The organism is Flavobacterium sp. NRK F7 (assembly GCF_024054195.1).
Classification (GTDB): Bacteria; Bacteroidota; Bacteroidia; order Flavobacteriales; family Flavobacteriaceae; genus Flavobacterium.
In genome coordinates, this window is sequence record NZ_JAMXLB010000001.1 from 545081 (window position 1) to 569281 (window position 24201).

At 31.5% G+C, this 24201-nt stretch carries 20 protein-coding genes; 3 read left to right on the forward strand and 17 right to left on the reverse strand.

The features are described from left to right. The first annotated feature begins 38 nt into the window (after window positions 1-38). Window positions 39-1361 carry a sigma-54 dependent transcriptional regulator gene (locus NHF47_RS02235; protein WP_252763393.1) on the forward strand — a complete coding sequence of 441 codons (1323 nt, stop codon included), beginning with the start codon at window positions 39-41 and terminating at the stop codon, window positions 1359-1361. Here the strand turns inward: NHF47_RS02235 and NHF47_RS02240 are convergent. The 7 genes from NHF47_RS02240 to NHF47_RS02270 form a co-directional block, all read right to left on the reverse strand. Beyond that, complete coding sequence (locus tag NHF47_RS02240; protein ID WP_252763394.1) at window positions 1342-3711, reverse strand: ATP-binding protein; 2370 nt, start codon at window positions 3709-3711, stop codon at window positions 1342-1344. The two genes, NHF47_RS02235 and NHF47_RS02240, sit on opposite strands and share 20 nt — an antisense overlap. Window positions 3712-3747: 36 nt before the next feature. Next, window positions 3748-6558: a GH92 family glycosyl hydrolase gene (locus NHF47_RS02245; RefSeq protein ID WP_252763395.1), complete on the reverse strand. Its 2811-nt coding sequence runs from the start codon at window positions 6556-6558 to the stop codon at window positions 3748-3750. A gap of 199 nt (window positions 6559-6757) precedes the next feature. Further along, a complete protein-coding gene (locus NHF47_RS02250; RefSeq protein WP_252763396.1) occupies window positions 6758-7102 on the reverse strand; it encodes a GIY-YIG nuclease family protein in 345 nt (114 codons plus the stop codon). 315 nt (window positions 7103-7417) lie between these two features. Continuing rightward, on the reverse strand, window positions 7418-7825 hold the full coding sequence (locus tag NHF47_RS02255) for a hypothetical protein (protein WP_140999435.1): 408 nt from the start codon (window positions 7823-7825) through the stop codon (window positions 7418-7420). A 90-nt stretch (window positions 7826-7915) separates the two neighbouring features. After that, window positions 7916-8935, reverse strand: a complete 1020-nt coding sequence (pheS, locus tag NHF47_RS02260) for a phenylalanine--tRNA ligase subunit alpha (protein WP_252763397.1) — start codon at window positions 8933-8935, stop codon at window positions 7916-7918. A 91-nt stretch (window positions 8936-9026) separates the two neighbouring features. Further along, window positions 9027-9992, reverse strand: coding sequence for a bile acid:sodium symporter family protein (locus tag NHF47_RS02265; RefSeq protein ID WP_252763398.1), 966 nt, complete (start codon window positions 9990-9992; stop codon window positions 9027-9029). 11 nt (window positions 9993-10003) lie between these two features. Continuing rightward, window positions 10004-10360 carry a hypothetical protein gene (locus NHF47_RS02270; protein ID WP_140999431.1) on the reverse strand — a complete coding sequence of 119 codons (357 nt, stop codon included), beginning with the start codon at window positions 10358-10360 and terminating at the stop codon, window positions 10004-10006. A gap of 122 nt (window positions 10361-10482) precedes the next feature. Here NHF47_RS02270 and NHF47_RS02275 point away from each other — a divergent pair, with 122 nt between their 5' ends. Further along, on the forward strand, window positions 10483-11061 hold the full coding sequence (locus tag NHF47_RS02275) for a CvpA family protein (protein ID WP_252763399.1): 579 nt from the start codon (window positions 10483-10485) through the stop codon (window positions 11059-11061). A gap of 9 nt (window positions 11062-11070) precedes the next feature. Here NHF47_RS02275 and NHF47_RS02280 read toward each other — a convergent pair whose 3' ends face one another. From NHF47_RS02280 to NHF47_RS02325, 10 genes are all read right to left on the reverse strand, one after another. Continuing rightward, window positions 11071-12456 carry a hypothetical protein gene (locus NHF47_RS02280; RefSeq protein ID WP_252763400.1) on the reverse strand — a complete coding sequence of 462 codons (1386 nt, stop codon included), beginning with the start codon at window positions 12454-12456 and terminating at the stop codon, window positions 11071-11073. A gap of 39 nt (window positions 12457-12495) precedes the next feature. Further along, window positions 12496-13263, reverse strand: a complete 768-nt coding sequence (locus tag NHF47_RS02285) for a tetratricopeptide repeat protein (RefSeq protein WP_252763401.1) — start codon at window positions 13261-13263, stop codon at window positions 12496-12498. Beyond that, window positions 13263-15023: a BatD family protein gene (locus NHF47_RS02290; RefSeq protein ID WP_252763402.1), complete on the reverse strand. Its 1761-nt coding sequence runs from the start codon at window positions 15021-15023 to the stop codon at window positions 13263-13265. The genes NHF47_RS02285 and NHF47_RS02290 overlap by 1 nt, the downstream gene beginning before the upstream one ends. Before the next feature lies 1 nt (window position 15024). Continuing rightward, complete coding sequence (locus NHF47_RS02295; RefSeq protein WP_252763403.1) at window positions 15025-15822, reverse strand: tetratricopeptide repeat protein; 798 nt, start codon at window positions 15820-15822, stop codon at window positions 15025-15027. Continuing rightward, complete coding sequence (locus tag NHF47_RS02300; RefSeq protein ID WP_252763404.1) at window positions 15812-16849, reverse strand: VWA domain-containing protein; 1038 nt, start codon at window positions 16847-16849, stop codon at window positions 15812-15814. The genes NHF47_RS02295 and NHF47_RS02300 overlap by 11 nt, the downstream gene beginning before the upstream one ends. An 11-nt stretch (window positions 16850-16860) precedes the next feature. Next, window positions 16861-17865, reverse strand: a complete 1005-nt coding sequence (locus NHF47_RS02305; protein ID WP_252763405.1) for a VWA domain-containing protein — start codon at window positions 17863-17865, stop codon at window positions 16861-16863. Then, window positions 17862-19484 carry a BatD family protein gene (locus tag NHF47_RS02310; protein WP_252763406.1) on the reverse strand — a complete coding sequence of 541 codons (1623 nt, stop codon included), beginning with the start codon at window positions 19482-19484 and terminating at the stop codon, window positions 17862-17864. Before NHF47_RS02310 ends, NHF47_RS02305 begins: the two co-directional genes overlap by 4 nt. Window position 19485: 1 nt before the next feature. Beyond that, window positions 19486-20352, reverse strand: coding sequence for a DUF58 domain-containing protein (locus NHF47_RS02315; RefSeq protein ID WP_252763407.1), 867 nt, complete (start codon window positions 20350-20352; stop codon window positions 19486-19488). Between the two features lie 82 nt (window positions 20353-20434). After that, the gene (locus NHF47_RS02320; RefSeq protein WP_252763408.1) at window positions 20435-21439 is read right to left on the reverse strand and encodes a MoxR family ATPase; all 1005 of its coding nucleotides are present in this window, start codon (window positions 21437-21439) and stop codon (window positions 20435-20437) included. A gap of 281 nt (window positions 21440-21720) precedes the next feature. Further along, window positions 21721-22824, reverse strand: coding sequence for a DUF3103 family protein (locus tag NHF47_RS02325; protein WP_252763409.1), 1104 nt, complete (start codon window positions 22822-22824; stop codon window positions 21721-21723). A 235-nt stretch (window positions 22825-23059) separates the two neighbouring features. On the opposite strand from NHF47_RS02325, the gene NHF47_RS02330 reads away from it, so the two are divergent. After that, a complete protein-coding gene (locus NHF47_RS02330) occupies window positions 23060-24199 on the forward strand; it encodes an ATP-binding protein (RefSeq protein WP_252763410.1) in 1140 nt (379 codons plus the stop codon). Window positions 24200-24201 lie beyond the last annotated feature (2 nt).

Below are 24201 nucleotides of genomic sequence, written 5' to 3' on the forward strand. Positions count from 1 at the left end.
AATGTACCTAGAAAACGCTATTTTTATTTAAAAAAAGAATGCCAAAGATATTAATTGTTGAAGACGACACTACATTTAACCAAATGCTTTTACAGTTTTTAAAGCGAAATAATTATGAAGCAACGCCTACTTTTTCTGTAAAAGAAGCACTTACACAATTAGAAAATCAATCATTCGATCTTATCCTCTCCGATTTACGTTTACCTGATCAAGATGGGTTGGCATTGCTTTCTATTCTAAATACACAAAATAAAAATATTCCTTTTGTATTAATGACTGCTTATGCAGATGTGAAAACTGCAGTTAAAGCAATGAAAACAGGTGCGGCAGATTATATTTCTAAACCTTTTGTTCCAGAAGAAGCATTATTGGTCTTACAGAAAATTATATCTACTGATAAAAAGCAACCAGTAATTCAAAAAAAAGAATTGGAAACTACAATCCCATCCGAGTTTTATTGGGGAAAAGGAATTGCTTCCATAAAATTGAAAAAACATATTGATTTAGTGGCACCCACTCCACTATCTGTTTTAATTACAGGAGAAAACGGAACGGGTAAAGAAGTAGCTGCAAAAACCATACATGAAAGAAGTAATCGAAGCAAAGCTCCATTTGTAGCAGTAGATTGCGGTGCTATTCCTAAAGATATTGCAGGTAGTGAATTTTTCGGACACCTTAAAGGTTCATTTACTGGAGCGATAAATGATAAAATAGGCTGTTTTGAAGCGGCTTCAGGTGGTACCTTATTTTTGGATGAGATTGGAAATTTAACTTATGAAAATCAGGTATTATTACTTCGCGCTATTCAAGAACGCAAAATTAAACCCATTGGCTCTAATAAAGAAATTGAAATAGACATTCGATTGATATGCGCTACTAATGAAGATTTAAAAACAGCAGTAAGTAATGGTAGTTTTAGAGAAGATTTATACCATAGAATCAACGAATTTTCAATTGGGATTCCATCATTACGGGATCGAAAAGAGGATATTGAAGCTTTTGCTACTTTATTTTTAGAAAAAGCCAGTAATCAATTGAATAAATCTGTTACTACTATTTCAAAAGAGGCATTACAAGCATTACAACAATATAGTTGGCCAGGTAATTTGAGAGAATTACAAAATTACATTAAAAGAGCTACTTTATTAGCTATTGACGAAACTATAACAATAGTCGATTTACCTGAAGAAATAACTAGTGCAACAACTCATTCCATTGATTTAGGCTTACGAGATGAAGCGGAAAAAAAAGCCATTCTAGATGCGTTAGCCATGACCAATGGTAATAAAAGTAGGGCTGCAGAAATTTTAGGAATTTCTAGAAAAACGATGTATAACAAGATTACGCAATATGACTTGTAACCAGTTTCCCCTTAAACTGATTTAGTTTTTGGAGTAGCTTTTCAAATGGAAGAGTAACGGTATTCTCTTTCGCTTGCATTTCTAATGTTTGTAGGCTCGCAAACAATTCTTTTTCTTCTAATTGTCCAATCATGGTTTGCATTTTATGGCTTAAAACGGCTACTTGATTCCAATTTTTGTGGATAAAAGCCTCTTCTAAACTAGCAATATCTAAATGGAGATCTTTTGTATATTTATCTATAAATTTTTGAATTTCTTTTGGGTTGTTCCCAATGTATCGCTCTAAAATTTTTACATAGGATCCTTCTTCTTCGGTGATTGGATTCATTTTCTTACCACTTATTTTAGATAGAAGGGCTAAAAGTTGGTTCGGAGTATAGGGTTTTAATAAAAAATCGTGATAGAGTTTTGTAGTAAACTCCTTTTCATCTGGCACTTGTCCGCTAATAAAAACGACTGGAAGCTTTTCTGTATTTGGTAATTCTTTCAATTGGGACACAAAAGTATACCCATCCATTTCGGGCATTTGAATATCGGTTAAAACAATAGAAGGTAATTGCTTTTTACAAAAATCTATTGCTTTTTTCCCTGAAGAAAAAGTATATATATCTTCAAAATAAGGTTCTAATAAGGATTTAGTTAAATCAATTTGAGACGCATCATCATCTAGCAATAAAATGCTTTTTAATTCAATGCCATCTTGTTGTTCTTTTTGAGGCTCTGATTGAAATGGTAAGGTAACTGTAAAAATTGCACCTTCACCTAACTGACTTTCGACATGGATTTTCCCGTCTAATAATTGTACCAAACGCTTGCAAATAGACAAGCCTAAACCCGTTCCTCCATATAAGAGTTCAATGGCATCATTTTCTTGGGTAAAAGATTCAAATATTTTTTCAAAAGCATCCGAAGCAATGCCAGCTCCCGTATCTTTTATAGCGATTGTTAGTATTTCATTTTGAAGTTGGGTTTGAATCGTTACGCTTCCTTCCGAAGTAAATTTGAAAGCGTTTCCAATTAAATTGTATAGAATTTGTCTAATTTTGTTGTAGTCACTATAATACAAAAGACCTTCGGTTTCTTGAATATCATAATGCAATACCACTCTTTTATCTTGATGTAAATCGGCAATGCTTTGAGCGGTTTCTTCTAATAATTCATTCAATTCAAATTCTTGCGAAAAGACTTTAATCTTTCCTTTTTCCATTCGTACATAATCTAATAAATCCAAAACCAACTGCTCGATGTAATGGGTGGCTGATTTAATTTTGATAAGCTTCTCTCTATTTTGTATCGTATTTTCTCTTTCTAACAATTGTGCACTATAGCCAATAACCGATTGCAAAGGCGTTCTAATATCGTGACTTACAGCAGCCATTAATTGCTCTCTCGATTCTAATAATACTTCTGTTTTTTGCTTTTGCAGTTCTAATTCTTCTCTATAATTCTTATTTTTAAGAAAATCGGTTGATAATAAAACAAAAAAGAATACTACTAATAACAAACAAACAATTGCTGCTATACTTAATAATTGTACTGATTTTTGCTGGTTTTCGACCTTAGTCTTTCTAATTTTTTCTTGTTCGGCTGTTATTTTTTCTCTTAATTTTAGAATAATATCCGATAATTTTTGAGCGATAAACAATTCGTTTTTAAGCAACTCTACCTCCTTATTCTTAATGGCCATGGTTTGCGCGTTGCTTTTCTTTTGTGATTCAATTAAAATAATTTTGGAAGCGGTAAGGATAGAATCGGCTTCTTGAATAGAAATCGTATTGCTTCTGTCTTTTGGAACATTTTCATTCAAATAATCGACGTAATCTTGGGCCACTCTTTTTTCATACGGACTTAAATCTTTAGCATTTTTAAATAAATGTTCGATTTTTAATTTCCCTTTTATTTTTTCAATATTTTCAATTTTAGAAACGATTTGTTCAATGGGTAAGTCGGTATTGGTTTTGTTTTGGAGTTTTAAAAGTCCTAAAACATTTTCCCTTTTATAGACCAAAAACTGTTTTAAACTATCAATAGTTTGGGTATCCAAAGTCAAGACTTTAGTTTTTAAACTATCCAATTTCAAGATAATTTTATCGTTCTTTACTAAAAAGGCATTTACATTCTTTTTGCTTTTGGTTTGAAGCGCAATTCTGGAACGATTGTCGGTTTCATATAAATCTCGAATTAATTCGGTGTACACCAATTGACTTTCATCATTGGTATCCGATTTAAACAATTGATTTAATTGTGATTGCTGATGCAACAAATACCAAACGGCAAAAGCCATTAAGCCCAGCAATAAAAAATAGCTGAGCAAGAGCTTGAAAGAAGTATATTTTGATTCTTGTGCCAAAAAATGTTGGATTTACTTGCTACTATTGAAACGCAATTAATTGACGGTTATTTCATCAATAAAAATAAAAGCATCACCATCATAAGGATGTCCTTGATGCCATTCGGGTAGTTTTCCAAAGTTTTTAGCAACTACTTTCAAATACTTAGCTTTGGTTTGGACCGAAGCCGTAAATTCTTTCAAAACCACTTCATATTCTTTTGGATCTACACTATTTTGTATTGTAGCCATTTTTGTGAAATTTTTACCATCATTTGAAGTGTAAAATTCCACTTCGGTTGGCATCAAAATCCATGCTCGAGTGTCTTGTAGAAAATGGGCACTTATTTTTTTGATTTTCGTTTGCTTTTGTAAATCAATAACTGCTTCAAAATCCTGAGATTGATACCCTTGCCAATCTCCTTTTCTCCAATTTTCGGAACCGAAAATACCATCTAACAACCCTTCTGGTCCACCTGCATGATACTGCGGATTGTATCTTGATTGTATATTGATAGTATAATTATTTGGTTTTTTGAAAAATTGAGCTGAAATAGTATCGCTTTCATTTCTTCCTTCTAAATCTTGCTTAGTAAAAGCATAGATTTTAGTAGAATTTGATATTTCAAAAGGTTTTTTATAAAGAGAAAACTCATTTTGCCCATCTATTTTATAGAAAATCATATACTCTCTATATTTTCCATTATCCAAATTGTTACTATCCATTGAAATCAATAATTTGTCTTTAAAAGATTTACTTTCTGCTTGAATTACTGGAACTGGTAATAGTATTCTAGAATAATAATAATCCGATGTATCAATTGGTCTCTCAATAAAGAATCCTAGTTTTGAATTATCCTTATTTATGATGTCTATTGTTTTATCGTTTTCAAAATGAATTTTAATCTTATCAAAATTTGGCATTACTGTTTGCCATTTTGGAATTCCTGGAGTAACTGCATAAATACCCATCGAACTCAACACATACCAAGCACTCATTTGACCACAATCTTCATTTCCAATTAAACCATCGGGAGCATTTTTGTAAAAATTGTCTAAAATGTATTTTACTTTTTCATTTGTTTTTTCGGATTTTCCAATGTAATTGTATAAATACGCCATATGATGACTCGGCTCGTTTCCATGCGCATATTGCCCTATTAAACCCGTAACATCCACTTGTTCACGACCCGTGGTTTTGCTTTCGCTGTTGAACATTTTGTCTAATTTGGCTTCAAATTTTTCAGGTCCGCCATAGGCATGAATCATTCCTTCGATGTCTTGTGGCACAAAAAAAGTATATTGCCATGCATTGCCTTCGGTAAAATTATTGTTTACTTCACGCGGATCGAAAGGTTTGTCCCAACCGCCATTTTTCTTCGGTCTAATAAAGCCCGTTTCCCAATCGAACAAGTTTTTCCAATTTTGTGAGCGTTTCATGAAATACTGATACTCTTCTTTTTTATCTAAAAGCATAGCCATTTGTGCAATACACCAATCGTCATAGGCATATTCTACGGTTTTAGAAACACTTTCATGATCATCATCTATCGAAATAAATCCATTTTTCTTATAGGCTTCTAAACCTAACACATCACGCATCGCAGAAGCTTTACTTGCTTCAAAAGCTTTTTGGTAATCAAAACCTTCGATGCCTTTTACCATAGCATCCGCAATCACCGAAACCGAATGATAACCAATCATACAATCGGTTTCATTTGACGCCAATTCCCAAACCGGTAATCTACCACCTTGTTCATACTGCTTGATGAACGTATTAATGTAATCCGCAGTACGTTTTTTATCAATTAAGGTGTACAATGGATGTGCGCCTCTAAAGGTATCCCAAAGAGAGAAAACCGTGTAATAATCAAATCCTTCCGCTTGATGGATTTGGTTATCACGCCCGTGATATTTCCCATCCATATCTTGAGCAATATTCGGTTGCATCATGGTGTGGTACAAAGCTGTGTAGAAAATAGCTAGTTTGTCTTTATCGTCAGAAGTGACTTCAATTTTAGACAATTCTTTGTTCCAAAGTTGTACAGCGTCTTGATGCACTTTTTCGAAATCCCAATGTTTGATTTCCGTACTGTTTAATTTCGCTCCATCAAAACTCGTGGTTGAAAGGGCTACTTTTACCAATATTTTTTCTCCTTTCTTTACTGTTTTTGAGAAACTTAACGCGAGTTCGTCACCACTATAAGTAATATCGTCTACCCCTTTGAATTTAAATTTTTGCAAATTAATTTTCAAAGGTGTATTAAATTCTATACGTGCATATACATATTGATTGGTTGCCCAAGCTTCACTTCTTCTTAAAACTTCAATGGTTTTGTCATCAATTACTTTAACTATCCCATTAATTAACTTATCCCTATGATTCAAATCCAGAATAATATTGGCTTGACCGTCTTGATTAAAGGTATATTCATGAAAACCTACGCGTGTTGAAGCGGTTAATCGAACATCAATGTTGTGTTTGTCCAATGTTACGCTGTAAAAACCTGCGGAAGCTTTTTCATTGGCATGCGAAAAAGTTGAAGAATAAATCTTATTATCAAAAGAAGGTTCGCCCATGGTTGGCATTAGCATGATATCTCCATAATCGGAAACACCCGTTCCGTTCAAATGCGTGTGTGAAAATCCGTAAATGATACTATCCGAATAATGATATCCTGAACAACCATCCCAACTACCATCAATTCGAGTATCTGGAGACAATTGCACCATTCCATAAGGTGTTGTGGCTCCGGGAAAAGTATGTCCGTGACCTCCCGTTCCAATAAATGGATTGACATGTTTGGCATAATCTTGTGACCATACAAGATTGACAAAGAAAAACACTGATAAAAGAAAATTCCTCATTTTAAAGCTAAAATTAGACTATAAAATTGAGGAATTTTTATGAGGATTGCAATACTTTAAAAAGAGTAATTCATTTGTTTTAGGTTCTCAACTTCGCTGGAACCGATAATCTATTAAGCTATAGAATAGATAATTATATGTAAATTCTAAATTTATAATTTAGTCTTTTGTAAAAATAACTTCTATTCTATACGTATAATTACTCAACATCTTTGTCAGGTCGAGCGGAGTCGAGACCCTTATTTCTGAAATGAGTTTCGTTTTTACATGTTGCTAATAAAGGTAATAAATCAAAATTATCATTAATTAAAGCTTCTTTCTTAGCTCTACTCCATTTTTTGATTTTCTTTTCAAAATATATTGCCTGATTAGGTTCTGAAAATTCTTGATACCAAGTTAATACAACTGGCTTTCTCTTAAATGTATATGAATCTCTATGAAAGCCTCCATTATGTTCCAAAAGTCTTTTATTCAGATCTGATGTAAAACCTACATAGTAAGAGTCATCTGAACATTTTAGAATATAAACATAATAAAATTTCATGTTTTTAGGCTCTATTTTTAAGGTCAATTATAAATAAACAAATTCCTTTTCATAAGGTTCTCGACTCCGCTCGAACTGACAAAGTCGATTAATTTTGAAATCACCATCTACTTTCTGTTCAAAGCAAAATATAATAAAAAGAGAATATTAAATAATGGTTCTCAACTCCGCTCGAACTGACAGTAATCATTTAAAAGCAACTGGATTCTTTAACCTCAAAATCTTCATCTTTTTGAGAAGTAAGGAAACCTAGTAACAACTTAATACAAATAGCTTTTTTTTATGTTCACGACTTCGCTGGAACCGATATAAAATCTAAACACCCATTACACCGCGTTTCCCTATTACTGGTAAATCGGTTTGAGCTCTTTCATTAATACTGTTTACTTTAAACATGAATTTTTTATCAAACATTTGGTTGCCAATAAAATACGACAACATGAATTCGTTGTTCAATTGCAACACATTGTTTTCTAAAAATTCGATTTTTACAGCCGATTTTGGCTCTACTTTAGCAAATGCATGACGCAATTGCATGGTGTTTCTGTTTTCTCCATTAATAAGTCCGTAAGCACGAGAAACAATCATGGCCATTTCTAGTGTTTCATTAGTAGCATTTAATAAATAGGCATACCAACAATTTTCTTGAAAATCATCGCTCCATTCTTGAATAGCAACAATGTGTACATTTTCTACTTTTGGAATTACTATATCTTTTTTCATTACTAAGTCTTAAAGTTTGAAAGTCAAAAGTCTTAAAGAAAAAGGTTTTAAACCTCTCAACTTTAAGACTTTCCGATTTTTTTATTTATTTTAAATTGATGATTTAAATTGCTCTAAGAAACGTACGTCATTTTCATAAAACATACGAATATCGCCAATTTGATACAACAACATGGCAATACGTTCGATTCCCATACCGAATGCGAAACCGGTATATTCATCTGGATTGATATTACAGTTTTTCAACACATTTGGGTCTACCATTCCACAACCCATAATTTCTAACCATCCAGTACCTTTTGTGATGCGGTAGTCAATTTCATTATTCAATCCCCAATAAATATCTACCTCAGCACTTGGCTCGGTAAATGGAAAATAAGAAGGACGTAAACGAATTTTAGATTTCCCAAACATTTCTTTAGTGAAATACAACAACGTTTGTTTTAAATCGGCAAAAGAAACATCCTTGTCGATATATAAACCTTCTACTTGATGGAAAATACAGTGCGAACGAGAAGAAATATCTTCGTTACGGAAAACGCGACCAGGAGAAATCGTTCTGATAGGCGGTTGATTGTTTTCCATATAACGTACTTGCACAGAAGACGTGTGTGTACGCAATAAAATATCAGGATTCGTTTGAATGAAAAAGGTATCCTGCATGTCTCTTGCTGGATGATATTCTGGCAAGTTTAAAGCGGTAAAGTTGTGCCAATCGTCTTCTATTTCTGGACCCTCAGAAACATTAAAACCCACATTAGAAAAGATATCAATAATTTGATTTTTTACAATTGAAATGGGATGACGAGAACCAATGTTAATTGCTTCACCAGGACGCGTAACATCTCCATAAATCCCTTTTATCTCTTCTTTGCTTTCTAAAAGGTCTTGAATACTCGCTACTTTTTCTTCGGCAGTAGTTTTCAACTGATTAATTACCTGTCCAAATTCTTTTTTCATTTCATTCGGAACGTTCTTAAAATCAGCAAATAAATCTTTTAATATACCTTTATTTCCTAAGTATTTAATACGGAATTCTTCTAATTTCTCTTTGTTGTCAGCATGAAAAGCTTTTGCTTCTTCAATATGACCTTTAATCTTGTCTATCATTGCAAACTTAAAATGGTTCGCAAATTTACAAATTATATTTTTTTGTTCGAGTGTAATTCCAAAGTTTATCGGTGAAAGGAAAAAATCTCTTTTAACGAGACTCTTTTTGGTTACCTAATGTAGAAGCGATAAAGCTAATTATAAAAATTTGCATCGCATGGAATACCATGAGTGGTAATAAAATAATACCCGTTGCTACATTAGAAGGAAAAAGAATTTTAGAAAAGACAGTTCCGTGTACCAATGATTTTTTGGTACCACAAAATTGTGCGGTAATTTGATCTTCTTTGCTAAATTGGAGTTTTTTAGAAACAAAACCTATGCATCCAAAAATAAGAATAAAAAACAACAAGTCTAAAATAAAGAGGTATAGTAAATCGATTATGCTTACTGTAGTAAAAACTTTTTCTTCAAAAGATTCTGAAAAACTTTTATAAATGATGAGTAAAATAATCGATTTATCAAACAAGGTCAATTGCTTGTTGTATTGTGCTGCATATTTTCCTAAAAAACGTTGCAATAAGATTCCAAGGAATACAGGTAATAAGATTTCAGTGCCTAATTTTATATAAATACTTCCCAAATCGAAAGCAACCTCATTATGTTGTAAAAAAAGACCCATCCAAAGCGGTGTAATCAAAATACCAATTAAACCTGAAATACTGGCATTAAAAATGGCTGCTGGAATATTTCCATTAGCAATAGAAACCATTACGACAGAAGAAGAAACAGTTGAAGGTAAGGCCGCTAAAAAAAGAAAAGCAAGCCATAGTGTTTCTTGTTCTTCAGTAACTAAAAAAGGTTTGACGACCAAGACTATTATTGGGAAAAGTAAAAAAGTGGATAGTTGCACTAAAAGATGCAATTTCCAATTTTTAAGTCCCCTTTTAATTTTATCGGGATGTAATTTTAATCCGTAAAAAAAGAATATCAAGGCTACTCCAATACTTCCTATTAAAGATAAAGGAATCGGACTATTTTTGGATCCAAATTGTGGAAAAAAATAAGCCAATAGGACCGTTCCTAAAATAGCCAAAAGAAACTTATCTACTTTCATAATCTAACCGACTAATCGATAAGTTCTTTTTCTAAAAAGTAATTGACAATCGCATCTTTCATTAACACCGTTTGTTCTCCAGCTTTTAAAGAAGGTAACTCTTCTTTTACTTTGTAATGTGGCCAACCTTCATTATCAAAATATTCAAATTCGTAATATCCATAAGGTTCTAAGAGACGACAAATGGCTATATGCATCAAATTAACCTTCTCGTCTTTTTTAAATTCTTGTTTGAATTTTCCTAATTCTTGAATTCCAATTAAATAGATGATAGATTCTAAATCGAGTTCATCTCCATCGGCAAATTTATCTGATATTATTTTAACCACGTTTTCCCAACGTGCTTTTAATTGTTCGTCTCTTGACATGATTCCAAGTTATAAATTGTAAGTAATCTGTACTGCTAATATAATTTTTTACAAAGATATAGCTGAAATTTGGTTTTAAATAATTTCTAGTATCTTTATTCTTTGAACTATTTTATTCTAACATGAATTTTATCGATATTGTATTTGCTGTTTTGTTGTGTTATGCTTTGTATAAAGGAATTAAGAACGGACTTTTTGTGGAATTGGCCTCCTTGATTGCTTTAGTAGCTGGAATTTTTATCGCTATCAAATTTTCCTATGTTTTAAAAAACATTTTAGAAACCAAGGTGAGTTGGGAACCCAAATATATCGAAATAACGGCTTTTGCTTTAACTTTTTTACTTGTTGTGATAGTTATTCATCTTTCCGCTAAATTATTGACTAAAATTGCTGATTTTGCTTATTTAGGCTGGATGAATAAGTTAGCTGGAGCCGTTTTTAGTACGTTAAAAACCATTTTATTGTTAAGTATTGTGATTTTATTATTTGAAAAAGTAAACAGCAACAATATATTGGTTAAACAAGAAACTTTAGATGAATCTATATTTTATTCTCCTACCAAAGAGATTGCTGCTTTTATATATCCTAAAATTGAAGAGTGGTACACTGATTTTAGGGAAAAGGAAAAAGTGAAAAGTGAAAAGACTGAAAATGAAGAAAAAGAAGCCAATAATCAACCAACTGATACAGTGCAGGAATAATTATAATTTTTAACTTCCACATCCACCACAACCGCCTCCACAAGAACTTCCACAACTAGAGCCACAAGAACTTCCACAACTTGAACCACAACTTGTACCACATCCTGAAAAATAATTGGAACTCGTATATGTATTTGCTATTGGAATGAATGCGGCTGAAAGTAAGGCTATTCCATTTAAAAAATAATTCCATTCCCAATCGGAAAATTCAGCCTTTGATTTTGGAATAATTTCATTTTTAAAATAATCTGGAATTCCTTTGTATATCATTATATTCCATGTTTTTTTTAAGAAAAGAAAGGACAAATATAAAGCCAACACTAATAGGAGCACTAAATACATCACGGGTTTATTTCTACCCAATCCAATTATCAATCTTGTCAATCCAATTGCTAGAAACAACACTATAAACATGTAGTTAAAAAGGAATAACTTTATATTTTCTTTTGAGAAATTAACAGCTTCTTTAATTGTATTTGCTGCTTTGGGAATTTTTGAAAAAATAGGTTTACTCAATAATACCATCAATAAGTGACTATATTTTACACTACTTTTTGAATCAAAAGAATCTAAAATACAGTTTTCTAAAATACCATCTAATTTTTTACCTCTATTTGACTTTATTATTTCTTTAGAATCTGTAATTTTTAATTTTTTTTCTACTAAAAGGTAATTCACATAACCGTGAATAACAACTTTCAATTGATTCGTTTTCAAATAAATTAATTCACTTGCCGTTAGGTTTTTAATAATTTCATTACTTACAATTTGCTTTCGATTTTTTCTAATTGTAATTTCATTATAAATGTTCAAAAAGAGATAAAATATTATTCCTAAAGAAACATACATTATTAAAAATATGGGATTGTCAATAGTTACAAATACATCGTAAAGAACAACTCGAAACAATACAACTAAAATGAGCAATGTTAGCAAACCAATAGCTATAATAGATCTAAAATGTATTTTTGATTTTTCAATTTCTAATGCTGCTGCAAAGGAATTGTATTCCCAAAATAATTTAGGCTGTTTACCAAAATTACTTTCATAAATCGCAGTCGTGTGTTTTTTTGCGGTTAGAAATTTATCTTGTTCTTCTTTGTTATGTGTGGAAGGAATATGCTGAATTTTCTTTCCTAAAAGTGCACAAAAATCAGTATACGATTGTGTAAAAATTAAGTGTTGGTGCCAAACTATGTCTACAATTTCAGAAGGGGAAACCATTTGATTAGAAGTTGCCGCTAAATACATAAACTTCTTGTATTCTTCAATGGCTTTTTTAGTAAAATATTCGGTCCATTCGTTTTCATAAGCCAAACGAGTAGAAAACCCATATTCGGAAACAGGAAAATCAAAATCAAATTTTTCGATGGTTTCCCAAAGTTCTTTATTCATGAAAAATAAATTTCTATTTACTCAAAAATAGAAAAAAAACTAATCTTTCAATTCTCTAATGGCCTCTTTTTTAATCCAACCTTCCGATTTGTCAGTAAGCTCAATACGTTTCCAGTTTTCTAAAGTTTCTTTAACAAAAACTTTGGTACCTTCATGCAACATAAAAGCATTTTCCGAACTGGTTTTGGGTTCTGTTTTTACATTAACTAATTCCTCAAAAACAATAGCGGGTCGAATAACTTTATCTTGCCTTTGCAATACATAGGCAAACAACACACTGCAAAATAGAAATGCTAAAATGAAAAACATACCTACAAAAAATATTCTTTTGCTTAAAGCACTTGTAGAAAAATAGTAACCAATAAAAAACAATAAAAAAAAGACGGAAAAACCAACCGCTAACCAAGCCCAAACGGTTACATTAAAAACACTTATTGTTTTTAGGAAAAAGTTAGAAAAACCCACTTTAGGCGATACCTTAATATCATCTATGGCTCTATTTTGTGCAAAGGAAAGATTCGTTTTTATCGCTTCGTCTGAAGGATTTAAAAGCAATGCTTTTTCAAAATTATAAATCGAAGGGGCTACTTTACCTAGTTTATAATAACAATTCCCTAAATTAAAATACAATTCAGAAGATTCCAATTGATTTTGATTGAGAATGGTTTCATATTTTTCAATCGCTTCTGTATATTTTTCTTTTCGGTATAAATCATTTGCTGCATCAAAAAGAGCCGTTGCATTGTTCTGTCCAAAAAAGAATGGGCTTATAAATAAAAACAAATACACTATTTTCTTCATTTTCATTACAATTGTTTTTCAAGTTCAGAAATTAAAGTTACCGCTTTTTCAAAGTCTTGTTGCATTGCTACATTGGTAGAAGGTGCATAGCGAGCGAATTCACAATCATTCATTAATTGAATAAATTGCGTAATCGTTTCATTTTGTGCTTGTTTATTTTCTAATATCTCTTGAATGTTTTCTTTACTCATTTCAGAAGTTTCAATATGCAATTTCGCTTTCAAGAAATTATGCAGTGCTTTCTCCATTGCCATATAGAATGGAATTTTATTCCCCAATTGTTTTTTAGCTTCTGAAAGGTATTTTTTAGCTAGTTTATTATTTCTTCTAATTTTATTCCCAAATTCATCCGCATCTATCGCTTCTTTTTTCTTTCTTCCCAAGACAATTAAAGGAATGAATAAAAAAGGTGCTACGACTAAACCATAGAATAACTGTGTTCCAAAAAAGGTGTTTTGATTTCTCACTACAAAGTCAGATTTCAATTTAATAAACTGAAAGGTATTATTTTTAACTACTTTTTGCTTATTTGCATCATTCGATGTTACATCTTGTTTCGAAGAGGTAAAGTTTGGGTTATCTAAAACATTAATAGTAATTGCTTCAGAAGAAATGGTTTTGTAGGATTTCGAACCCAAATCAAAATACGAAAATTCGATCGGTTTTAAGGTGTATTTCCCTTTAAATTGTGGAATAATAGTATACGTATCGGAAATAGTACCATTCATTCCAGATAAAGGCGTGTTTACTTCTTCTTTATGTTCTGGGTCGAAAACTTCAAAAGCACTTGGAAACTCTGTTTTAGGCAAGGTAAATAATTTTAAATTACCCGTACCCGATACCTTAATTTCTAAATCTAAAGATTCACCTGCTCTAAGTTCTGTTTTAGAAGGTTGCACTTCAAAACTGAATTTCCCAACTGCTCCACTAAAACTAAGTGGTTTTCCAGCTTCCGGTAGCGGTTTCACATTTATGGTTTTGGCTCCTGCAGAAATCGTTTTGGTTACGGATTGGTATTCGGGTTCCATAAAGAAATTTCTTCTACCAGTCGGCACATCAATATCTAAATTAATGGTCAAGGGTTCAAGTGGTTTCGCTCCCGATTCTTGAGGATAAAGAATTACTTTTCTCCAGACTACCAAAGCATAATCTTGACCGTCATATTTTCCTTGAACGGCTTCTAATTTATCAATATTAATTTGTTGACTCCAAAACCCATTGTATTTAGGGTTATCTACTTCTTGCACATTTCGAACTTGGAATCGAGGATTAAAGTACAGTTTATAGATAACAGTAACAGGTTCGTTTAAATACGGATTTCCATTTGAAACCTCAGCTACTAAATGAACGCCTTCGCCAACTTTATAATCGGGGTCGTTTGGATCTTTAGGTAATTCCACCGCATCTGTTACTGTAACTTTTACAGGTAACGTTTTGTAGGTTTGACCTTCAAACTCAATAATACCTTGTTTAATGGTTAAGGTCCCTTTTTGAGTAGGCTGTAAGACATAAGCATAACTTCTACTAAATGATTTCACGCCATTTACCCAAGAAAAATTGGTAGACTGAAAAGGGCCGCCTACTACTCTAAATCCTTCAAAATTAGGAGCTTGAAAATTATCCCCATCTTCATTTATTGCAAAAGTTACTTGCAGTCTTTCATTCAAACCAATGGTAGATTTGCTCACTTTAGCTTCAAATTTAATTTCTTGAGCTAAAAGAGCAGTTTGTATAAAAAGTAATAGTATAATAAAAACTCTTTTCATTTTACCAATCTTTTTCATTTGTTGCTGGAACGGCTTTTACTTTTTTTGCATTTAATTTATCTTGAATTTTCTTTTCTGCATTGTTAACTGCGTCCAATAAATTTTCGATTTGTTGTTTGTTTACACCAGAAGGTTTTGGATTTCCTTTCTCATCTTCTTTTTTGTCTCCATTTTGATTGTCCTTTTTATCATCACCGTCTTTCTTCTTATCTTCTGGATCGCCTTTATCAGAGTCTTTTTTGTCTTTGTCTTGACCGTTATCTTGTTTGTCTTTTTTATCCTGATTATCTCCCTTATTGTCTTTTTGATCTTGCTTTTTATCCTTGTCCTTATCTTTGTCTTTATCTTTTTTAGGCGGGTTTTCTTTTTGTTTTTTCTTTGCTAAAGCATAATTATATCGTGTCTCTTCATCATAAGGATTGTTTCTTAAAGCATTTTTATAGGCTTCCGCAGCAGCAGAATAGTTTTCCTCTAACATGAATGCATTTCCTAAATTATGGAAAGCCTTGTGTTTTTCTTCTTTAGTTTTCGCACTTTCAATGGCATTTAAAAACTTATATTTTGCTTCACTTGGCTGATTTTGTCTATAAATACTATTTCCAAGATTATAATTTGCTACTGCTTTTTTTTCTTCATTTGTCGCTTGCGAAACTCTAAAATCACTTTCTGCGGCAATAAAATTCTTATTACTAAAAAGTTCAGTTCCTTCGTATAAATTTCTGTCTTTGTTTTGACTAAAAAGTAGCGACGTAATACATAATGCGATTCCTATAATTATCCTTTGCATACTATCTTTCATTAAATAAGTTCAACTTTTGTAACCAAGCTGTTTTTCGCTCTAAAAAGAAAACATCAACTAACAATAGAAAAAAGGCAACTCCTAAAAACCATTGGTATTGTGTTTGATATTCAGCTATTTCTTGTGATTCAAATTCTGTTTTCTCGATGGTGTCCAATACTTGTTTTATCTCTTCTAATACTTGTTTTGTATTCTTACCTTCAATGTAAGTAGATTTGGTGTTTTGAGCAATGCTTTGAAGCGTCTCTGTATTAAGTTTTGTAATCACAACCTGACCTTCATTATCTTTTTTATATTCTGCAATTACACCATTATCACCCTTGATTGGAATAGGTCCGCCATCTAATGTACCTACACCTATTGTAGCAATTTTAATGCCTTTTTCTTTAGCTATTTCGCTTGCTTCTACTGCTCCATCACCATGATCTTCTCCATCTGAAACTAAAATTATTAATTTACTAGTATCCACAGCATCAAAATAGGTAGTTGCTAAATTAATGGCGTCATTAAGAGCTGTACCTTGAGAAGAAACCATGTTTGTATTCATATTTTGCAAGTACATTTTAGCAATACTGTAATCGGTGGTCATAGGCAAAACAGGATAAGCACTTCCCGCATAACCTACTATACCAATTCGATCATTTCCTAAGCTATTGATTATCTGATTAATCAATTGTTTTGATTTTTCGAGACGACTGGGAGCAATATCTTCAGCCAACATACTTTTTGAAATATCTAAAGCAAAAACAATATCAATACCTTGTCTTTTAACTGTTTCCATTTTGGTGCCAATTTTGGGGTTTACCAAAGCCAAAATCAAACCTGTTAAAGCGACTAAAACAGTGGTGAATTTTAAAATGGGTTTAAAAGTAGATTTTTCAGGACTTAGTTTTTTTACCAATTCCAAATCACCAAATTCTCTTTGCTTTCTCTTTTTCCAATATATCTGAAATAAGAATAACACTACTAATAGCGGAAGTATTAGTAATAAATATAACAATATTGGTTCTTCTAATTTATGATACATTATTTATTTTTTTAAACAAAACCTTTAAAAACAGTATTTCTCAAACCGATTTCTAGTAAAACAAGTGCAAAAGCCAACCAAACTAAAGGTTTAAATTTTTCATCATAATTGAAATATTTTTTTTCTTCAATTTCAGTGGTTTCTAGCTTATTGATTTCAGCATAGATTTCTTCTAATTTTTTATTATTAGTGGCTCTAAAATATTTTCCATCTGTCGTTTTGGCAATTTCTTTCATTAAATCCTCATCTATTTCTACTTTCATGTTACGAAATAAAAATTGCCCGTTGGCTGTTTTTGCATAAGGAAAAGGAGCCATTCCATTGGTGCCAATACCAATAGTATATACTTTTATACCATATTGTTTTGCAATGTCTGCTGCCATTCTTGGGTCGATAGTACCAGCATTATTTACACCATCCGTTAAAAGAATAATAATTCTACTTTTTGCTTTACTATCTTTTAAGCGATTAATTGCTGTGGCCAATCCTACTCCTATTCCTGTTCCATCTGCAATTATGGAATCGTCATAATTTACCGTTTTAAGAGATTGTAAAACGACTGTTTTATCAGACGTAACAGGAGTACGTGTATAGCTTTCTCCCGCATAAACTACTAAACCTATTCTATCATTTATTCTGTCTTCGATAAATTTTGCAGCTACTCGCTTCAGTGCATCTAAACGATTCGGTTTTAAATCTTTAGCCAACATACTTCCTGAAACATCTATTGCCATTACAATATCAATACCTCGAGTAGTTCTTGATTTTTGGGTTACATCTACACTTCTTGGTCGTGCTAAAGCTACAATAATGGAAGCTAAAGCTAGAATCCGTAATCCAAAAAGTAGTGGTTTTAATCTAGACAACAACGTTCTACTATTGGCAAATGGAGCTAAAGAACTCATTTTGATGCTTGCCGATTGCTTTTTTCTAGAATAAAGATACCAAGCAATTGCAATTGGCAACGTTAAAAATAACCAGAAAAACTCAGGATGTAAAAAAGTTACGTTTTTCATTTTTCAGCCGTTTTTCTAAGTTGGACAGATGCAATTATGCGTTCCATGATTTGTTTCGCATATTCATCTTCATTTCTATAAATTAAGAACAATTCTTGTGCTCCTCCTGGTTGAGAAAACACATACAATTCGTAATTCATGAGTTGGTTTTCTTTTTCCAGTGGGTTTTGAACAGAAAAACTACCATATGCTTTTTTTCCTGTTAAACCTTTAGGATCTTCATAATCTTCTTCTTTAACGGTAATATTTTTGGCTCCCAATAATTCCATGTTTTTCAAATCATATTCTACTACCTGATTCAAATCTACATTTGTGGTATCTTTGAAGGCCGTTGTATTTAGGATAATTGAGAAATTATCCAATAAACTTCCATACATGAATTTTGCATTGGCTTTTACGTGTGCTGGTAAGTTATTTTGTATACGCTCATCAGAAACTCGTTTTAAGACTTTTGGAGTTGCTATAATGATGGCGGGATCACCATATTCAGAGGTAATCCATTCTTCATTTAATAAAGATTTCGCACTATGTCCTATCCAATTATTTCTAATATAGTCGGTACCTTTGGAAACACCAATGAAGACACCTCCAATTAATAATAAAAAAAGAACCAATGTTATTGGAATGCCAATTCGTTTTAACTTTTGAGAACGATTTCTTTTGCGTTTTAATTCTTCTGTAAACAAATTCTCCTTTTCTTCATCTGTTCTAGGAATGGCTTTATCTATTGAAATTAAAAACGAATCTATGATTTTTTTATCATTTTCAATTTCAAAATCCAAGGGTTTTGATTTCGCAAATTTTACTAAATCAGCATTCGCCATTACTTTTTTGAATTTATCTAAAATATCTTGGCTTAGTTTAATTTTTTTCTTTTTAATAGTTGATTTTAAAGTTTCAAACAATTCATTTGATGTACTTTCCATAGCAGGAATTTCAACTGCTTCTTCCAAATAATATCTCGTAATATCTGTTAATTCGGAATAATAGGCTTTGGTTTCCCCTTTTTGCCAAAGTTCTTTTCCTTCTAAATTTTGTAATTGAGATAATGCTTTTTCAATTGGTGATGCAAAAAGAATTTCGTCCGCTTCATTCTTTTTAATTTGTTTCTTTTTGATCAAATAATACACTACAAAACCTATAATAAGAATACCAACAATTCCTAATAGAACATATAGCCAAAAATAATTGGTGGGTTGTTCTACGGTAATGATTGACTTAATATCATACATTTGTTGTTTTAACGTGTCTACAATTACTGGGTTTACCGTTATTGCAAAAGAATCTGTTTTGACAGTTTTATTGTTGATAATAACTTGTAAAGGAGGAATTACATATCGTCCTGAATCAAATTGGGTTAACCCATATTTTTTAATTAATTCCAGTTTGTCGTTGTTTTTTATAGAATCTACGGCATAGGATTCTAAAACTTCTACTGGTCCGAAAAACTGTCCTTCTGGAAAAACGACTTTATCTTTTGTAGTAACATTCGCTTTAATCGTCAAATTAAATTGAGAACCAATTTTAATCTGTGTAGAATCTATAGTAGATTGAATCGTTTGAGAAAAAACGATTGAAGTAAATAAAAAACAAAGGACTATTTTTAAATTCTTTATCATTTTAATTTCTTGCTTTAAAATAACCCAGTAATTTGGTTACATAACTTTCATCAACTCTAGCACTAACAGTTCCCGCTCCACATTTTGAAAAAGTATCTGTAAAATATTTTACATTGTCTTTATAATGCTTTTCATAGTTCATTCGCACACTTTTTGAGTTAGTATCCACCAAAAATGATTCACCTGTTTCTGCATCTAACATATTCACCATACCCAAATTTGGTATCGTTTCTTCTCTTTTATCATACACTCGTATTCCTGTAAGATCATGTTTTTTGGAAGCAATTTTTAAGGTGTGTTCGTATTCCTTTGTCATAAAATCGGAAATTAGAAACACAATTGCTTTTTTGTTCATTACACCCGATAAAAATTTTAAGGCTTGAGCCAAATCGGTTTTTTTACTTTTAGGTTTGAACTCAATTAATTCTCTGATGATTCTTAAAACATGAGATTTCCCTTTTTTAGGAGGAATAAACAATTCAATTTCGTCTGAAAAAAGAATTAGGCCAACTTTATCATTGTTTTGAGTTGAAGAAAAAGCTAATGTAGCAGCAATCTCTGTGACAATTTCGTTTTTAAATTGATTTTTAGAACCAAAGGATTCAGAACCACTACAATCCACCATGAGCATCATGGTTAATTCTCTTTCTTCTTCAAAAACTTTAACGAAAGGTTCATTGTATCTTGCCGTAACATTCCAATCTATCGCACGTACATCATCTCCATATTGATATTGACGTACTTCCGAAAAAGTCATCCCTCTTCCTTTAAAAGATGTATGATATTCACCAGAAAAGATATGATCGCTCAATCTTCTGGTTTTAATTTCAATTTTTCTTACTTTTTTAAGTATTTCTTTCGTTTCCATTTTTTTAGTATTCAGTGATCAGTTAAAAGTTTTCAGTAACGTTCTAAAACGACTTACTGTTACTGTTTACTGCCTACTAATTTTAAGGCACTTCTACTTCGTTAACAATTTTATTAATGATATCTACTGAAGTAATGTTTTCAGCTTCAGCTTCGTACGTGATTCCAATTCTATGACGTAATACATCGTGAACCACAGCTCTAACGTCTTCAGGAATTACATAACCTCTTCTTTTAATGAAAGCATAACATTTTGCAGCAGTAGCTAAATTAATACTTCCACGAGGCGAAGAACCAAAACTAATTAATGGTTTTAAGCTTTCTAATTTGTATTTTTCTGGAAAACGAGTAGCAAAAATAATATCTAGTATATATTTTTCTATTTTTTCATCCATGTATACTTCTCGAACCGCTTGCTGTGCTCTCAAAATTTGTTCCAAAGAAACGACTTGGTTTACTTTTTCAAAAGACCCAGATAAATTTTGACGAATGACCATTCTTTCATCTTCCATTTTAGGATAATCGATAACTGTTTTTAGCATAAAACGGTCAACTTGAGCTTCTGGTAAAGGATACGTTCCTTCTTGCTCAACCGGATTTTGAGTTGCCATTACTAAAAAAGGCTTATCTAATTTAAATGTAGTATCGCCAATTGTAACTTGTTTCTCTTGCATCGCTTCTAAAAGCGCTGATTGTACTTTAGCTGGAGCACGGTTAATCTCATCAGCAAGCACAAAATTGGCGAAAATAGGACCTTTTTTAATCGTAAAGTCGTTTTCTTTGATGTTATAAATCATCGTTCCAACAACATCCGCAGGTAGTAAATCGGGTGTAAACTGAATTCTACTAAAACTACCATGCACCGCTTGAGAAAGCGTATTAATTGCTAATGTTTTTGCTAATCCAGGAACACCTTCTAATAAAATGTGACCTTGTCCTAAAAGTCCAATTAAAAGTCTTTCAATCATGTGTTTTTGTCCAACAATGACTTTGTTCATTTCCATTGTCAACAAATCGACAAAAGCACTTTCTCTTTCTATTTTTTCATTAATTGCTCTAATATCTAGTGTCGCAGTATTTTCTTCCATTTTCAATTTATTTTGGTTCAAATTTTCAAAAAAATTTTAACAATTCAAAATTGAAAATTTATTTAGGACTACGATGTTAATATACCGTTAAAAAAATTAAGCTTAAGCATTATTTAAGCCTAATTTATGATTTTGTTTTTATTGTTTTAAGAATTTATATCAAAAAAGTGTTTTTATACGATAACAGGTTCCAAATCAATAATTTCTGTCTTTTCAAAATAAATACGAAATAAAAAAGCACATTTGACAATGTGCTTTTTTTAAAAATTTATAGTTACTTTTTATAATGTTTCAAAAGAATAGGTTATGGCAGCATTATTACTAGCGCCACTTCTCAATTGTGTTACATTTTGTTTTCTGATGATATAATACTGATCAATTTCATCGTCAGAATCGGTAGACCAACTTCCTTTAATTTCATCTAGAACAGCCGTAATTGTATTAACTACGAAAGGTGTCCAAACTGCGTCTCCAGTTCCTAAAGTTACACCCGTTCCTATTGCTTGAACAACAATGTTAATAACACCCGCATAATCAAAGCCTGAGTCCTCTTCCATGATAATCATGGTAGCCGCATTTCGAGTATGTTCATTCCAAAAAACAAAAGGTTGCTCTGGTGTATATAAAACATTTTTCTTTTTAATGTAAGGCATTTGTAAGACCCTTAAAGGCGGTACGTTTGGCTCATTAAAGTTTTGATCAAAATTGAATACAATAGCATAAATTTCAGGATTCCCTTTAAACCAAGGTTCTTGTACATCTGCTAATTTTATAGCGTCTATTTTATTAAAATCAACCGCTGTAGCTTTTCCTGAAACAACTGATGTGGTCATTTGAGCATCAAAACCTCTTTTGATTAATTCTTCATTTAACGATTTCATGCTTTTTTGAAATTCATATTTTCCATGTTGATCGATAAAAAGAATCGGTTTATTACTGGGTTGAGAGGCATCAACAAAAACTACTTCTCCATTTATATCAACTCCTTCTAGTGTTTTGGTGTTATCATCTATAGGAGCAAAAAGGATTTGTAAATCACTCAATGTTTTAGCATTTACGACTTCTTGATTATACATAAAACATTCTAAAACACCTTCTTTTTCAATTTCTGGAGTAATAAATTCTTTACTTTTTGTTATTTTTAAGTCGTTAAAAACTTCAGAAAGAAGGATTTCATTAAGGCTTTTAAATTTACTACTGCTTAATAATTCTGCTCCATTGTTTGTTTTTAATGCATTAGCAACTTGTTTTGCTAATTCAATTTTGTCAGTAGTAACATAAGTAAGCGTTTGATTTTCGACTTCAAGAGAAGTGTCGGAGCTACAAGAAAAAAACAAGCTAGAGAGAATAAAAAGTGAAGTGATTCTTCTGAAATTAGTTTTCATAATTTTCATGTTTTAAATAAATAGTACTGTTTGTTTGATTTTTTATCGAAGTAAAACTACAACAGATGTATCGCTTATACTTACATCTTTTTTACCTTTAATGTTAAAATTTAGTCCTGTTTCTTCTTGAAATATTTCTTTATATTTAACAGATTATCAACAAACTAATTTAATTGCAAAACATTTTGAATCCACTCAAATAAAACAGTAAATTAGTGGCAAATTATTTCAGAAGATGCTAAATAAAAGATTGCTTATAAAAAATTTATTGGCTCATAATGATGAAAGTAGTTTTTACGATAAGAAAAGACAATTAAATTTACACACAAAAGAGGGTAAGGCTAAATTTTTAAAACATATCTGTGCGCTATCAAACTCTAATCCAGCCAATAATTCTTATATCATTGTAGGTGTAGAAGACGAAAACAATGAGATTGTGGGAGATGATTTTTTTGATGATAGTAAGATACAAAATTTAGTAAATGCTTACATAGACAACCCTCCTAAAATTCAATATGAGAATGTTCCTTTTCCAAATTTAGCCAAAGACAAAGTCGTTGGTTTAGTTACTATAAAACCCAAAAGTAAAATTTCTTCTTTTAAGAAAGGCATCCATACTATACTTGCGAATACCGTTTTTGTAAGAAGAGGAAGTAATTCTATTCCTACTGATGAAAAAATACCTTTTTCAAAAACAAATACTGAAACTGTAATTAGTATTGAAAATAATTCTAGAAACAGCATAGAACATACCTTAGATGGTGTTCAAGATTTTATAAATGTAAGACATAAAGATTTATATTGTAAGTATAAGGTGTTTAAAGAATTATTCGTTGTTTGCTGGGCCGGAGTTAAAAAAAATGTGCGTAATACTACTTTTTATTCTAGAGTAGATATTGAATTAATTAACGAACAAGTCAAATTATTTTATTCTGCTCAAGATGATGTGACCATTACCTATGATGCCTCTTCATTCATCATTACCGAACACATTGCTTTAGGAATCAATGATAAAACCAGTTACTATCCTTTGGAAAGGTTGACGCTTACTTTTTTTGATAATGGTTATTATAAGATGGATTCAGAGATGTTATTTGTACCTCCTCAATACAATAGAAAAATGCTACATCATATTTATAATTCTAATATTAGCTTGTTAAAAAAGTTAGAAAAAGGAATTCCTTTAACCGAACGAGAAAACAAAGAAGTTTTATCCATTCCGTCAACGCTAATGATTTGCTATCTCAATGGTTTTGAGGATGCCAAACAAAAAATAATTGATAGCAAAATCTATTTTAAACTATTTGAAAACATAAAGGTTTACAATGAATTTAAAGAAGTGATGCGTGTTCTTAGAAAAATGAAATACAATTAACT

Excerpts from the sequence above, each read along its gene's own strand:
- NHF47_RS02235 (WP_252763393.1), top strand. The coding sequence starts at position 39 with ATGCCAAAGATATTAATTGTTGAAGACGACACTACATTTAACCAAATG.
- NHF47_RS02245 (WP_252763395.1), bottom strand. The coding sequence starts at position 6,558 with ATGAGGAATTTTCTTTTATCAGTGTTTTTCTTTGTCAATCTTGTATGG.
- NHF47_RS02250 (WP_252763396.1), bottom strand. The coding sequence starts at position 7,102 with ATGAAATTTTATTATGTTTATATTCTAAAATGTTCAGATGACTCTTAC.
- NHF47_RS02255 (WP_140999435.1), bottom strand. The coding sequence starts at position 7,825 with ATGAAAAAAGATATAGTAATTCCAAAAGTAGAAAATGTACACATTGTT.
- pheS (WP_252763397.1), bottom strand. The coding sequence starts at position 8,935 with ATGATAGACAAGATTAAAGGTCATATTGAAGAAGCAAAAGCTTTTCAT.
- NHF47_RS02265 (WP_252763398.1), bottom strand. The coding sequence starts at position 9,992 with ATGAAAGTAGATAAGTTTCTTTTGGCTATTTTAGGAACGGTCCTATTG.
- NHF47_RS02270 (WP_140999431.1), bottom strand. The coding sequence starts at position 10,360 with ATGTCAAGAGACGAACAATTAAAAGCACGTTGGGAAAACGTGGTTAAA.
- NHF47_RS02275 (WP_252763399.1), top strand. The coding sequence starts at position 10,483 with ATGAATTTTATCGATATTGTATTTGCTGTTTTGTTGTGTTATGCTTTG.
- NHF47_RS02280 (WP_252763400.1), bottom strand. The coding sequence starts at position 12,456 with ATGAATAAAGAACTTTGGGAAACCATCGAAAAATTTGATTTTGATTTT.
- NHF47_RS02285 (WP_252763401.1), bottom strand. The coding sequence starts at position 13,263 with ATGAAAATGAAGAAAATAGTGTATTTGTTTTTATTTATAAGCCCATTC.
- NHF47_RS02290 (WP_252763402.1), bottom strand. The coding sequence starts at position 15,023 with ATGAAAAGAGTTTTTATTATACTATTACTTTTTATACAAACTGCTCTT.
- NHF47_RS02295 (WP_252763403.1), bottom strand. The coding sequence starts at position 15,822 with ATGAAAGATAGTATGCAAAGGATAATTATAGGAATCGCATTATGTATT.
- NHF47_RS02300 (WP_252763404.1), bottom strand. The coding sequence starts at position 16,849 with ATGTATCATAAATTAGAAGAACCAATATTGTTATATTTATTACTAATA.
- NHF47_RS02305 (WP_252763405.1), bottom strand. The coding sequence starts at position 17,865 with ATGAAAAACGTAACTTTTTTACATCCTGAGTTTTTCTGGTTATTTTTA.
- NHF47_RS02310 (WP_252763406.1), bottom strand. The coding sequence starts at position 19,484 with ATGATAAAGAATTTAAAAATAGTCCTTTGTTTTTTATTTACTTCAATC.
- NHF47_RS02315 (WP_252763407.1), bottom strand. The coding sequence starts at position 20,352 with ATGGAAACGAAAGAAATACTTAAAAAAGTAAGAAAAATTGAAATTAAA.
- NHF47_RS02320 (WP_252763408.1), bottom strand. The coding sequence starts at position 21,439 with ATGGAAGAAAATACTGCGACACTAGATATTAGAGCAATTAATGAAAAA.
- NHF47_RS02325 (WP_252763409.1), bottom strand. The coding sequence starts at position 22,824 with ATGAAAACTAATTTCAGAAGAATCACTTCACTTTTTATTCTCTCTAGC.
- NHF47_RS02330 (WP_252763410.1), top strand. The coding sequence starts at position 23,060 with ATGCTAAATAAAAGATTGCTTATAAAAAATTTATTGGCTCATAATGAT.